The 13837-nt window shown below is 49.2% G+C and carries 13 protein-coding genes; 10 read left to right on the top strand and 3 right to left on the bottom strand.

From position 1 onward, the window contains the following. Positions 1-301 precede the first annotated feature (301 nt). From RBT11_11550 to RBT11_11525, 6 genes are all read left to right on the top strand, one after another. Positions 302-1225: a methylenetetrahydrofolate reductase gene (locus tag RBT11_11550; GenBank protein MDX9787407.1), complete on the top strand. Its 924-nt coding sequence runs from the start codon at positions 302-304 to the stop codon at positions 1223-1225. 140 nt (positions 1226-1365) lie between these two features. After that, positions 1366-1941 (top strand): hypothetical protein, encoded by a 576-nt coding sequence (locus RBT11_11545; protein ID MDX9787406.1) that lies wholly within the window; start codon positions 1366-1368, stop codon positions 1939-1941. A 33-nt stretch (positions 1942-1974) separates the two neighbouring features. Beyond that, positions 1975-2373 (top strand): (Fe-S)-binding protein, encoded by a 399-nt coding sequence (locus RBT11_11540; protein ID MDX9787405.1) that lies wholly within the window; start codon positions 1975-1977, stop codon positions 2371-2373. A gap of 62 nt (positions 2374-2435) precedes the next feature. Continuing rightward, positions 2436-2846 (top strand): cytochrome c3 family protein, encoded by a 411-nt coding sequence (locus RBT11_11535; GenBank protein ID MDX9787404.1) that lies wholly within the window; start codon positions 2436-2438, stop codon positions 2844-2846. 81 nt (positions 2847-2927) lie between these two features. Beyond that, on the top strand, positions 2928-3611 hold the full coding sequence (locus RBT11_11530; protein MDX9787403.1) for a methylenetetrahydrofolate reductase C-terminal domain-containing protein: 684 nt from the start codon (positions 2928-2930) through the stop codon (positions 3609-3611). 551 nt (positions 3612-4162) lie between these two features. Beyond that, the gene (locus RBT11_11525; protein MDX9787402.1) at positions 4163-4363 is read left to right on the top strand and encodes a cold-shock protein; all 201 of its coding nucleotides are present in this window, start codon (positions 4163-4165) and stop codon (positions 4361-4363) included. Positions 4364-4476: 113 nt separating this feature from the next. On the opposite strand, the gene RBT11_11520 is transcribed toward RBT11_11525, so the two are convergent. Then, positions 4477-5388: an Mrp/NBP35 family ATP-binding protein gene (locus RBT11_11520; protein ID MDX9787401.1), complete on the bottom strand. Its 912-nt coding sequence runs from the start codon at positions 5386-5388 to the stop codon at positions 4477-4479. A 360-nt stretch (positions 5389-5748) separates the two neighbouring features. Between RBT11_11520 and RBT11_11515 the strand changes: the two genes are divergently transcribed. From RBT11_11515 to RBT11_11505, 3 genes are all read left to right on the top strand, one after another. Continuing rightward, the gene (locus tag RBT11_11515; protein ID MDX9787400.1) at positions 5749-6102 is read left to right on the top strand and encodes a PilZ domain-containing protein; all 354 of its coding nucleotides are present in this window, start codon (positions 5749-5751) and stop codon (positions 6100-6102) included. Between the two features lie 384 nt (positions 6103-6486). Beyond that, a complete protein-coding gene (locus RBT11_11510; protein MDX9787399.1) occupies positions 6487-7197 on the top strand; it encodes a DNA alkylation repair protein in 711 nt (236 codons plus the stop codon). A gap of 170 nt (positions 7198-7367) precedes the next feature. Continuing rightward, positions 7368-8357, top strand: a complete 990-nt coding sequence (locus RBT11_11505; protein ID MDX9787398.1) for a peptidylprolyl isomerase — start codon at positions 7368-7370, stop codon at positions 8355-8357. 131 nt (positions 8358-8488) lie between these two features. Here RBT11_11505 and RBT11_11500 read toward each other — a convergent pair whose 3' ends face one another. Further along, a complete protein-coding gene (locus RBT11_11500) occupies positions 8489-11443 on the bottom strand; it encodes a DEAD/DEAH box helicase (protein ID MDX9787397.1) in 2955 nt (984 codons plus the stop codon). Positions 11444-11459: 16 nt separating this feature from the next. Here RBT11_11500 and RBT11_11495 point away from each other — a divergent pair, with 16 nt between their 5' ends. Next, complete coding sequence (locus tag RBT11_11495; protein ID MDX9787396.1) at positions 11460-11663, top strand: hypothetical protein; 204 nt, start codon at positions 11460-11462, stop codon at positions 11661-11663. A gap of 115 nt (positions 11664-11778) precedes the next feature. Here the strand turns inward: RBT11_11495 and thrS are convergent, their stop codons facing one another. After that, positions 11779-13722, bottom strand: coding sequence for a threonine--tRNA ligase (gene thrS / locus RBT11_11490; GenBank protein ID MDX9787395.1), 1944 nt, complete (start codon positions 13720-13722; stop codon positions 11779-11781). Positions 13723-13837 lie beyond the last annotated feature (115 nt).

Genomic DNA, 13837 nt, shown 5'->3' with positions numbered 1-13837 from the left:
GTGCTGGCAAAAACCATCGGAAAGCAAAGCAGATTCAGCATGATTTTGGCGTCATTTTTTATTTTTCTTGACTCCACCCCCATACTGTGATTTAAGACTTCTCTTTAGCTTTTTTCATTGTTAATATAAATGTTTTCCGCAGGTTTGGCGGCCAAAAAAATCCATTGGGACGCTGTCCGCTAACCCTCTGAACGTCCAACAAATTTGAGGGAAGTAACTGACCGAAAGCCGGGCAGAGCATACAGCTAACCGGACTTTTGCAAAGCACCCCTTCAATTGCATGGTAAAAGAGGAAAATTGTATGGAAACTGGCAGTAAACTTGAAAAAATCTTAAAAGCCGGACATTTTGCCTTTACGGGGGAACTAGGCCCTCCCCGCGGCTCGAACGTAGAAGCGATTAAAAAGAAAGGCCAACCCCTTGTCGGCCATGTGGACATGGTCAACATTACGGATAATCAGACCGCCATGGTCCGCATGTCCAGTTGGGCCGCCGCTCTGATCGCCAAAGAAATCGGTCTGGAGCCAAACTATCAAATGGTCTGCCGCGACCGGAACCGGTTGGCCATGCAAGCCGACATTCTCGGCGCCTACGCACTCGGCCTTCGAAATATTCTTTGCCTTTCCGGTGACCATCAAATGTTCGGCGACCATCCAAACGCCAAGGGCGTGTTCGATATCGACTCCATGCAGCTGATCAGCATGATTAAACGAATGCGCGATGAAGGAAAGTTTTTAAGCGGCGCCGATATCGACGGGCCACCCCAGATGTTCATCGGAGCAGCGTCCAACCCGTTCGGCGAGCCCTATGAATGGCGCGTTCACCGGCTGGCCAAGAAGGTGGAGGCCGGGGCCGATTTCATTCAAACCCAGTGCATTTACAACATGAAACGCTTCCGTGAATTCGTCAAACAGGCCAATGACATGGGCATTCTCGAGAATGTCTACCTGCTGGCCGGCGTCACGCCCATGAAAAGTCTTGGTATGGCGCGATACATGCAAAAATCGGTACCCGGCATGGATGTACCTGAAGAGGTTATTGACCGCATCAAAGGCGTTGACAAAAAGAAGCAGGCCGACGAAGGCATCAAAATAGCCTGTGAACAAATCGCAGAATTCAAGGAAATGAAGGGCATTGCGGGCGTTCATCTCATGGCCATCGAATGGGAACATAAGGTGCCGGAAATAGCCGAGCGCGCCGGCATGCTTCCAAGACCGACGGTTTGATGGGAACGTTTCAATTTAGCAGACTTCAACCTTAAACTCAGGAGCATTGAATGTACGACCTTGTCAGAGGCCCCCTGGTTTGGGTTTCATTTATCGTTTTTATAATAGGAACCGTTTACCAGGTCATACGGTTCTATAAAATGACTAAAGAACTTGACAAGCCCGGATTCAGTTTGCCGCCGGTTAAAAAGGAGGCGGGTGCGGACAAGATTACTGCCCAAAACTGGTCCAAGCGGATTAAGCTGAGCATTCTCGGCATCAGTCCGGGCACCATCACCGTAAGCACGATTTTTCATGTTTGCCTCTTGATCACGCCGATTTTTGTGCTGGGCCACAATGAACTGCTCGATTTATCGTGGGGGTTCAGTCTTTTCTCATTTTCAGAAGCCATTACGGATACGATGACCCTTATTTTTCTGGTCTGTGCCGCGTTTTTCCTGTTGCGGCGTATCTTTCTGGCGCGGCTACGGGCAATTTCCTCATTTTATGATTATGTGGTCCTTTTTCTGGCGATAATGCCGTTTCTCACGGGTTTTCTGGCCTATCATCACCTGTTCGACTACCGGACCGTCATGATTCTTCACATGCTGTTCGGCGAATTGATGTTGATGGCCATTCCATTCACAAAGCTGGTTCATATGATATTTTTCTTTCTCAACCGGTTTGTTATCGTGAATGAGCATACCCTGGGCAAAGGCAGCAGAGTGTACGCGTAACTAAATTTAAAAAAGCAAGTTCCGGAGACACAAATGGCGGAGCCGAATATTGCAACATTGAATAGCGAACAAGACGTTGACGTTAACGAAATAAAAGCGGTCCTGGACGCCCACCGGGCTAAAATGAAGCTTTCCCTAAAAGTCTGCGCTCACTGCAGCCTGTGCGCGGAAAGTTGTTTTTTATACACCAACACCAACGATCCCAAATACATGCCGAGTCATAAATTCATTAACTCTATCGGCAAGTTGTATAAAAAAAAGGGAAATATTGACCGGGCCGGCTTGGAAGAAATCGGGGATATCGTTTTTAACCGATGCGTCCTTTGCACCCGGTGCTACTGCCCCTTTGGTATCGATATCCCCAACATGATCGCACTGGGCAGGCAGATCTGCCGGTCACAGGGCATTTTTCGGCAATACGACGTGGAATAAGCCGTTTGAGGCTGCCGGCGGCATAAATGCGCCGGGCAACGGTTTGAAAGGTATAAAAGCAGATGGGTTACAAGAGAAATTGGTTTTGGAAAATCGCCCTTCCGGTGCTGGCCGCACTGATGGGTTGGGCTTCGATCGGTTTCGGTCAACCTGAAGAAATTGTGCTGGACAACGCCGATTCGTTTCAACAGAAACAACGAAGCGCCGTGTTGTTCCAGCACGAAAAGCATATGGAAGGGCTCGAGTGCCTGAGCTGCCACCACCGGTACGAAAATGGCGAGAATGTATTGGACGAGGCGGAATTGGAGGAAGGCGCTGAAAATGTTACCTGCGTTTCCTGCCATAACGCGGAATCGGATATTGACCTCAGAAAAGCGTTTCATCGTCAGTGCATGGGATGCCACATGAAGCTGCGCAAGCAAAGCCATAGCACCGGCCCCGAGCTATGCGGCGAGTGTCATCCGAAAAAATAAAAGCCGATTAAGGCTGACGGCTCTTTGCCCATAAGATGCAAACGAGCGATCGGCCGTTTATCATTCATGGAGGTTTGAACTGTGATTAAAGCGAAAAGAAAACCGATTGAAGAAATCGTCGATTCGATCAGGGAATACAATCGCATTCTCAATGTCGGTTGCGGTGGTTGCGTATCGGTCTGCCTTGCCGGCGGCCAAAGGGAGGTGCTTGCCTTAAACGCCGATCTGAATATGCAATTTAAATTGGAAAACGCACCCAACCGGGTGGATTCCTATACCATTGAAAGGCAATGCAATCTGACCTATTATACCGAACTTGATAAAATTGCACCGAAATATCAAGCTATTATTTCAATGGCTTGTGGTGCAGGCGTTCAATTGATGGCAGAACGGTTTCCCAATGTTCCGGTTTTTCCGGCGGTCAATACGGTTTCCATCGGAATCGACAGAGAGATCGGCATGTATGAAGAAAGATGCCGCGCCTGTGGTGAATGTGTTCTCGGTTACACCGGGGGGGTTTGTCCGGTCACACGATGCGCCAAGGGGCTGTTCAACGGGCCGTGCGGCGGAACCAACAAGGGTAAGTGCGAAGTAAGCAGTGAGATTCCTTGCGCATGGGTGGAAATTTATGAGCGACTCAAGGCGCAAAACCGACTGCATCACATCAAAAAAATCCGTCCGGCAATGCTGTGGCAAAACCAGACTCAGAGAACCATTGTTCAGCCGCTATACGAAAATCGCTACACCAAGGCGGAGCAAGCCTAATTTCAAAGTGCCCTCCTGCCCTTTTTTGAACACCCGGGTTCAATGAGCCCGGGTGTTGCTTTTTGTTCGCGTTTTATTCTGCTGCCTACAAGCCTTTTGTTCTCTCCCGTTCAGTATAATCAAGCGCCGTGTTTGCATTCAATACGGCTGGCGGCCTTTCATACTAGGCACTTATACCTATAACAAAATAGGCATGAGTGCCAATTGCCGAAACCCGCAGTGTCTGCTATTCCCAAGCATCGAATCAATCTTATTTCTCAGCGACACACAACGTTTTGAATATCGGCGTCTCCGCGCGGCAGAAGTGAAAACCGGGGCACCATCATCTTTCTGCAATCATTACTCATGGACACGGTTGTTGCCTTATTTACCATTACATTCGCAAAGTTCAACCATTCAATCCAAAAGGAGGAAGAACAATACGAGTTGTTGTTGCAAGTAATCCGCTTATCGTTTTTTCGCGGCTGTGCTAACACCATAAGAGTTTTCGGTTTGCCCGCCCGGGGCATCAGTCGCTTTTATTAACCGCAACAAAGAGGAGAGAAGTGACAATGGAAAGCGGTACCGTAAAATGGTTCAATGATCAAAAAGGCTTCGGGTTTATCAAAAAAGAAGACGGCAATGATGTGTTTGTCCATTATTCTGGAATCCAAGGCAAAGGATATAAATCCTTGGCCGAAGGGGACCGCGTAAGTTTCGAAATTGAAGACGGAGGCAAGGGCCCGGCAGCCAAAAATGTATTGAAGCTATAATGTCATGCTCGCTTTCCGCAAATACGAAATATGAATGACATTCCGTCCACCAGTGACGACGGAAAGCGAGCGATTCTCAAGAGCGGAAAAAAATTTCACCCAGGGATACGTGGCTATAAAGCGGCCCCCAGCTTGTCGGCGATGTCGGCAAAGACCCGCGTTGCCGGTGCGTTTTCGAATTGTTCATGAAATGCGCAACCCGCATCGCCGCAACGAACCATGTTGTTGTCAAACGGGATTTTGCCCAGAAAAGGGATTCCCATGGCTGCTGCGGTGCGCTCTCCGCCACCGGAGCCGAACATATCGATCACCTCGCTGCAATGGGGACACGCAAATCCGCTCATATTTTCGATAAGTCCGAATATTTTCATGTTGACGGTTTTGCAAAAATTTATGGATTTGCGCACATCCGCCAGGGAAACCTCCTGCGGCGTGGTTACGATAACCGCCTTGGCATCCGAAACGGTCTGCGCGATGGTCAATGGCTCATCGCCAGTGCCGGGGGGGCAATCAATCACCAAAAAGTCAAGCGGCCCCCAAGCGACCTCGCCGATAAACTGCTGAATCGCGGAATATTTCATCGGACCCCGCCAGATCACCGCGTCATCTCTTCCCTGCATCAGGGATTCAATGGAAACAACTTTCAAATTATCGGAATATTTCATGGGTTCAAGTTTACGATTGCTATCAAGTTCGAGCATTCCCGTAAGGCCCAGCATTCTAGGCACATCGGGGCCATGCAGGTCCACATCCATGATGCCAACCTGATACCCCTTTTTGGCAAGCGCTAAGGCCAGGTTGACTGAAACACTGGTTTTACCGACCCCCCCCTTACCGCTCATGATAATAATTTTATTTTTTATGTTATTTAGCGAGTTCGCAATGGCGGACTTTAATTCATCCTCCGGTGATACTTTCTTTTCACTTCCACAATTACAAGCCGAGGCTGAATGAGCATCGCCGCCACAATCACAGGCCGATTTGCTATCCGAGGAACAATTGCAATCCGATGAACATTTTTCCATAATAAGACCCTTTTCTTGATAATGGGCACATAAGACCCGTCCCGTTTTTTATGACATCACCTTTTTCCTTGCCGCGGTGCTGAATTACTTACAATACAAACCCGCCCGTTAAGCGGCCTTTTTTTATTATCAGCGCCAAATATAAGCGCTCAATAGAATATTTCAAGCTATTTGTCGATCGTTACATCAGCCGTGACGTTAACTTATTTCCAGTCCATGAAGATCATAATCCCCACTGATTGCAGCATGACTGTTGAATTCAACCGCTCGGACGAGAATCCCCCTTGAATTATCAGGATAACTTTGATAGCAGACAAGGCGAAGAACAAATAACCTTCCGCTACAGACTAAAAGCAACCTATGGGAATTAAAGAAAACCGGCGTCAAGACCGCCATAAAATAGGCGTTCATGCCACCATTATCACAACCGATGCCACCATTCCGGTTTATGCCGTTGATATCAGCGTCAATGGGCTTCGTGTGGAATCTTCCGATCCCATTCTCCCTGAAACGGTCGTTGCGGTTGCGCTTGCGCTCAATGAGGAAACGCTGCTTTCGGGAAACGTGCTTTGGGCCATAGAAAAAACACGAAGGGGTAAGCCTTATTATGAGATTGGGATCGAAATTCACGCCATCATTCTCGAGGAAATGGAAGCCATCGGTTTTCCAAAAAAAGCGGCGTTAGTAAAAGAGATTTTATCAAGGTTGGCATAGTGGCCTATCTATTGGACGCCTTTCCTGTTCAGAAAGGGCCCGTATTTTTTATCTGTTTCAAGAAAATGCATTTCGTATAATTGATCAATTCCTCCAAAATCGATCCCAGAGATTCCCGGTCTTCCCCGCGGCTCAAGGATTCATAGAGTTCATGTAACTGCTCAGTATCCAGGAGACAGCATTCAGAATTCAGAATAAAAACAACTGAAGGCAGCCGGATTAATCCCATTGCATGAAGATATCGGTGCGTAGTGCTTCATTCTGAATTCTGGCTTCTAGATTCTGTGTTCCTAAGTAGTTACCTTTGTTTTTAATAATCAACCTTGATTTTTGACAGTTAAAGAGGGATATTGCGCCCAATTCCGTTTATCGAGGACACCGCTATTGAACTTAATAAAAATTAGAAATCGGTTAACATCCATTTCGAACCCGGAACGGGCCGGCATCTCCAAACGCTTTTTTAAAACCGGACCGGGTGAATACGGGGAAGGCGATCAATTCATCGGCGTCAGGGTGTCCCTTCTTCGCATTCTATCTAAGCAATACGTCAACTTGTATCATAATGAAATCGATATCCTGTTAGCCTCACCGATTCACGAGGAGCGATTGCTGGCGCTTCTGATCCTGATTCAACAATATAAAACAGGCGATGACGTCATTAAGAAACGAATTTACAACTTATACCTGAATCGTACCGAGTTCATTAACAGCTGGGATTTGGTAGACGTGACAGCAGAACACATTGTGGGCCACTATCTTCTGGACAAGGACAAGGGCCCCCTCTATCAGCTCTGCGCCTCCGAAAACCTGTGGGAAAGGCGCATCTCGATCATCTCGACCTTTTGTCTTATCAAACAAAACCTGTTTGATGATACCCTTCGCATATCAAAGCGCTTGCTTCATGATCCCCATGAATTGATTCACAAAGCCGTGGGCTGGATGCTTCGAGAAATCGGCAAACGGAATCAGGGGGCTGAAGAGGCATTTTTAGCGGCTCATTATGCCGACATGCCGCGCACCATGCTCAGATACGCGATTGAAAAGTTCCCGGAACCGTTGCGGCAAGCCTATCTTAAAGGAGCTATTAGCCGTTAGCTATTGGCTGATAGCTTAACGATAAGGTTTTAGCTAACCTTTGACGAACAAAAAGTATTATGATAGGGCTCCTCAGTTCCACCCTGTCAGCCAGCGCACTGAATAAGGAATTAAATATGAAAACACTCGACCATCAACAAAACGGCCAACTTAAAATCAGGAGATCCGGGATGTCAAAAACCATCAGTCGTACCCTAATCGTTTTATTCGCCTTTATGTTCATTGTCTTTTTCACCATGCCGGCCATAGGGCAACAACCGCCGTCAGCCAAGGCCCCGGAAAATGTTGCAATGGTAAACGGAGCACCCATTACCAAAAAAGCTTATGATCAGGAGTGCCAGATGATCATGACACAAATGACGCAACGTGGGCAAAAGATCGAGGACAACCAGCTTGAATCGTTCAAAGGCAAGGTTTTGGACCAGATTATCGGTACCGAATTACTGTACCAGGAGAGCAAAGAAAAGGGAATCAACATCTCCGAAGAAAAATTAACCCAGCATCTGGCCGACATAAAAAAGAAATTTCCTTCGGAGGCGGAATTTAATAAAGGTATCGCCGATATGGGAATGACCGAGACTGAAATGAAGGTCAAAATTAAAAAATCAATGGCGCTGCAAGAACTTATCACGCAATATATCTCAAAGGACTTGGTCACAACCGACGATGAGGCCAAGAAGTTTTATAATGAGCGAGCCGAGTTGTTCCAATCGCCGGAAACCGTTAAAGCAAGCCACATTCTAATCAAGTCGGCACCGGATGCAGCTCAGCCCGAAAAGGACGCAGCGCTGAAAAAAATTAAAGAAATTCAGAAAAAAGTTAAAAAGGGCGAAGATTTTGCCGAACTTGCCAAGAAAAATTCAGAATGCCCCAGCGCCCAAAACGGCGGCAATCTTGATTTTTTCGGCAAAGGGCAGATGGTGAAACCCTTTGAAGATACAGCCTTTGCATTGGCGCCGGGTCAGGTCAGTGATATCGTCGAAACCCAATTCGGATATCATCTGATTAAGGTAACGGAAAAAAAGAAGGCCGAGAAAGTACCTTTTGAAACAGCCAAGGAGCGAATTAAAGAACATTTGACAACGAACAAGACCCGTGAAAAAGTGGACCAACACATCAATATGCTGATGGGGAAAGCCAAGATAGAAAAATTCATGTAACCGACTCACAACACGGCAATCCGGTTTTTGCCCATTTGATGCGAAAAGAACAACCATGGCGCCCAAGACCAATTTGTCTTGGGCGCTCCGGAAAAGCCGCCCGGCTGAATACCATCGAAGCCTTGCGCGGGCTATTCCCCATTTTCAGCCATCATCAACTCGCCTTTCGGCAAAGCGAGCATTTCCATCAAATCCTCCCGGGAAAAGCTTTTTAAAAGGCCCGGATCATCTTCCTTGACAATGCTGTCCATCAGATTGCGTTTGGCCATGATGATAGCGGAGATTTTTTCTTCCAGGGTTCCTTCGGTGACCAGTTTAAACACCTGAACCCCCCGGGTTTGACCGATACGATGCACCCGGTCCGTAGCCTGATCCTCCTTGGCGGCATTCCACCACCGATCATAATGAATCACCACGGAGCCGCCGATCAAGTCGACCCCGGTGCCGCCCGCTTTCAGGCTACCCACATAAACTCGGCATGCCGAATCCTCGTTAAACCGCCGAATAATCTCACCGCGTTTTCTACTGGCGCCGGTCAGGGTGACAAACCCCACCTTCTGCGCGGCCAGATATTTTTCCATGATTCGAACCATGCCCAGAAACTGGGTGTAAACAACCACCTTCTGGCCGCTGTCCAGACTCTCCGAAAGAAGCTCTTTAAACAGCTCCCACTTGCCGGAGGATTGTGTGTGAAAATCATTCTCCACCCCCTGAACCAGCGCGGGATGATCACAGATCTGTTTTAGCAAGGTCAGCAGGGCGAATATGTGAATATACGGAACAGCGGCGCCGGGATCCTTAAGTGCAGATATGATTCCTTCGGCACGCAACTCGATGGCCTCCTGATAGAGCCTGGCCTGAATCTCGCTCAGTCGGCAGGTTCGAACATCCTCTATTTTCTCAGGTAGATCGTCCAGCACGGTCTCCTTTTTCCGCCGCAGCGTAAACGGCGAAATCAGACGGCTGAGTTCCTTCTTTCGGCGCTTCTCCAGCTCCTCATCCTTGAGCGCGTTGATATAGCGCTCCCGGAAGGCCTGGTCCCGGGCCAAATACCCCGGCAACGTCAAATCCATCACGGCCTTCAGATCAATCAAGGTGTTTTCAATGGGGGTTCCGGTCATACCGAGCCGCATCTGCGCCTGAATCTTTTCGGCAGCCGCATAGGAAAGTGTCGCTGAATTTTTGACATTTTGAATTTCATCAAAAACGACCAACGTAAAGACCGTATTTGAAAGGGCGTCAATATCACGACGCAATATGCCGTAGGATGTTAAAAGAACGTCATTTTCTTCTAAAGCAGCCGTCAAATTCCTTTTCCCGCCATGGTAAATGCCAGCGGATAAGCAGGGGGCATGCAAACCGATTTTCTGCTCCCAGTGGCTCAGTACCGTCGTGGGGCAAACCACTAGGAACCGGCTCTTGCCGGAAAGGCCTGCTTTCAAACAAGTCATCAGGGCCATGGCCTGATGGGTTTTCCCAAGCCCCATATCGTCGCACAGCAATCCGCCAAACCCATTATCGTATAAATACCATAGCCATTTGACGCCGATTTTCTGGTATTTTCGCAACTTGGATTTCAATCCCCGCATGGGGGGCATTTTGCCGGCGGGTTTCATGCTGAATATCTGTTTTAACAGGGTCGCCCGATCTTTATGGCCGGTTATTTGTAACGGTGCTTCGGTGGCCGCTTGCACACGGAAAAGGTCCATGCGCCGCAAGCGAATGGCCTCCGAATCCGACAGGCGCTCATCCAACGGCAGTTCCCTAACCCCCTCAAGGCCTTCCAGGGATTTGGCCTTCGTATCCACCCACCCCTCAGGGGTTTCCAGAAACCGTTTCCCTTCCTGTTTGGCGCGTAAAATATCGCGCAACCCGAGACTCGATTTTCCAAACCGGTAGGTGACGGACAGCCAGCACCAGTCCCGCCGCAGAACCTCGGGATTAATCGTAACGCTTTCAAAGGATTTAAATATTCGAAGACGCTGGACTTTATGATCCAACTCATAAGGCGCCTGGGTCAACATGGGTCTAAATTGATCTAAAAACGCCGGCACCCTGGCGCGTTTCACCACCAGTTTATCCTCGCCGGTAATTCTCGGCGCACGCGAATCCGGCGAAGCCACCATGACAAAAAGGCGTTGATCTTTCAGATAAATCAGGTCGCCATACCGAAACGCTTCCAAATGATCCTTTCGGTAGTAAATCGGCTTTCCTTTTTCCGGCGAAAAACGGTAATGGGTGGTCAACTCCAAATCCTTTTCCTCATTGAGCCGAATACGATAAATGATTTCCAATGGTGTCGAATGAAGGGCTACCGCGGATTGACCCGGCAGGTGCTTGGGAAGCCACTCCAGCAGCGCCCGTACTCTGTTGCGCGGTATGTTGAATTCGATCAATCGGTTGCCGCCGGCATCCGCAACCGATAGCACAAACTCTCCGGAACTTGGTTTTACAAGGCTTTTGAATCGGCAACCATTATTTCCGTATTCGAGATAAGCATGATAGGCCATCCTGAACCAGGCGCTTTCCTCAAGGCTCTGCCGCCGCGTGCGAAAACCCCGTTCCAGCATGATGCGCTCATTATCCGATAGGGTATAGCGGGCCAACCGTTTAAGTACGGCGGCACGCTGCCGGTCCGGCCCCACACCGGCCTGCTTACCGAAACGAGATAAAAACCGTTCAAGAACAGCGCCCTGTGCGCTATAGGAAAAAAGCGGATCACCGGAGGAATTTCGCACCACAATGCGCTCATCCGTTTGCTGCGTCACCCGTTTTAGCATAACGCCTTCCAGCGTGGCACGATCGCCCTCCAAAAGCAGTGCGGCAAGCCCGTGCCACAAACCAGCCTGAAAGTCCTCAACTATCGAGGTATCACCGCCGCATAACACCTTTTCCTGCTTGGAGAGCACCAGCATATGCGAGCACGTTTTCTTCCTTGACAGCGCGCAGGTGCAGTGTCGAACCGAATGCGCCGTCCCCTGCGGCGCAATCAAAAACGCTACCCCCGGGTCCGTGTCATCAGCTGCGGGAAGCAAGGCGACGCCATGCCGATGAAATTCGATCCGATCCCGAACGCTTTCAGGCAATCGATCCGGTTTCCTGTTGTGGTTACTGGTCAAGGACTCTTTTTTCATTATCAACATTTATGAGGGGTTAACAGCCGGCTCCAAAGATCGTTTTTCTCCTTTACCGGGGCTTGCCGATGCCGGCAACACGCTCACGGTAAAACGAAAAATACAGGCAGACGCCGAAGTTCAAGAGCCTATCCGCTCCGGGTACAGCGAAATCCCGGACGGGGACGGGTAGGATGACTGAATAAATGACAAGGCACAGTAAACAATGACCGGTATCCAGGCATTCATTCTCTGTTTGGTGCCGGAAGTCATCCCGTTCCCCTGTGTTGTCCGATCAAAATTCTCATCTATGACACTGCCGATGCCGTTGCGGATTCTTCAGGGAATATGTCATCGCCGAAGCTGCGTTGTCGAATATGCGCCAAAACATTTGTTATAAATGTTTCCCTATCCATGCCGTAGCGCACCTTGCCGTCCAAGGTCCGAACGGCCAACGTGCCGGTATCTTTCTCCTTTCCACCGATGGTTAAAATCAGTGGAATCTTTTCAAGTTGAGCTTCCCGAATCTTTTTATTCAGGCTTTCGGTCCGATCATCCACCGTCACTCGAAGGCCTTCGGTTTCCATCGCCTCGCAAATGCTTTTGGCATAGGGCGCCAGATCATCGTTAATGGGCAGGACAATGACCTGCACCGGCGCCATCCACAAGGGAAACTGGCCGGCAAAATGCTCCACGAGAATGCCGAAAAACCGTTCGATGGAGCCGTAAATCACACGATGAATCATGATGGGCCGGTGTTTTTCATTATCTTTCCCGATATAGTAAAGATCGAAGCGCTCGGGAAGCGACATATCCAATTGCACCGTTCCGCATTGCCAGGTTCGCCCCAGCGCATCTTTGATATGAATATCGATTTTGGGGCCATAGAAAGCACCGTCTCCCGGATTGATCTTATACTCTTTGCCATATCGGTTCAAAGCGGATTTAAGCCCTTCAGTCGCCATCTGCCACGCTTCGTCCGTTCCGATGGATTTTTCGGGCCGCGTGGATAATTCCAGATGAAACCCGAGCCCGAAGGTGCTGTACACCCGGTCCACGAGACGCAACACACCGAGAATCTCTTCCTCGATCTGCTCCGGTGTCATAAAAATATGGGCATCATCCTGGTGAAAGGCCCGAACCCGGAAAAGCCCGCTGAGCACACCGCTGAGTTCGTGCCGATGCACAAGCCCTACCTCGGCAGCCCGAATCGGCAGGTCTTTATAAGAATGGGGTTTGGTGCTGTATAGCAGCATGCCGCCGGGACAATTCATCGGCTTGATCGCGTAGTCCACCTCATCGATTTGAGACAGGTACATATTTTCCCGGTAATTATCCCAATGCCCGCTTTGCTCCCACAGGGCGCGGTTAAGCATAATGGGGGTTTTGGTCTCCACATACCCGGCCTTGCGGTGCTCTTCACGCCAGTAGTCAAGCAGCGCATTCCATATGATCATTCCCTTGGGATGAAAAAAGGGCATGCCCGGCGCTTCGTCATGAAAACTGAAAAGGTCCAGCGCTTGTCCGAGCTTGCGGTGGTTGCGCTTTTTGGCTTCCTCAATCAGATGAACATAGACGGCAAGCTCCTTTTTATCAAAAAAGGCGGTTCCGTAAATTCGCTGTAATTGGGCCTTGGATGCATCGGCCCGCCAATAGGCACCGGACACCTTCATCAGCTTTACGGCCTTGATAAACCCGGTGTGCGGTACATGCGGCCCGCGGCACAGATCCGTAAATTCCCCCTGCTCATAGAATGAAATATTTCCGTCTATTAGGTCATTTATCAGTTCAAGCTTGTAGGGCTCATTCTGATAAAATTGGATCGCTTCGGCCTTTGGCACCACGCGCCGCGTGACTGGAAGCTTGGCCTGAATGATCTTTTTCATCTCGGCCTCGATCTTCGGGAAATCCTCCTCCGAAACCGTTGCCATATCAATGTCATAATAAAAGCCGTCTTCCACGACCGGGCCGATGGTCAGCTTGGCATCCTTATACAACCGAAGAATGGCTTGCGCCATGACATGAGCCGCACTGTGCCTGAGAATAGCGAGCGCTTCCGGGTCCTTGGTGGTGATGAGGCGCACCGAGGCATCGCCGGGTATTTTTGAATTCAAATCAACAAGCTCGCCATTTATCTGCATTGCCACACAATTACGCGCCAAGCCTTCTGAAATGGACATGGCGACATCCATGCCGCTGGGTGCCTGATCAAACTCCTTTATGTTGCCGTCGGGAAGTGTTATAGAAATCATTTAATACTCGCTCGCTTATTTTATAAATTATGCGCTCATGCGCAGGCTTGCCGAGGTTTCAGCATTTAACCAAGAAACAGAAACTTATGGGAAATCCCCTTGCCGGTCAAGGAAA

The organism is Desulfobacterales bacterium (assembly GCA_034003325.1).
Classification (GTDB): Bacteria; Desulfobacterota; Desulfobacteria; order Desulfobacterales; family JAFDDL01; genus JAVEYW01.
Note: the sequence above shows the minus strand (reverse complement) of the source record. Positions and strands in the feature narration are given on the sequence as shown.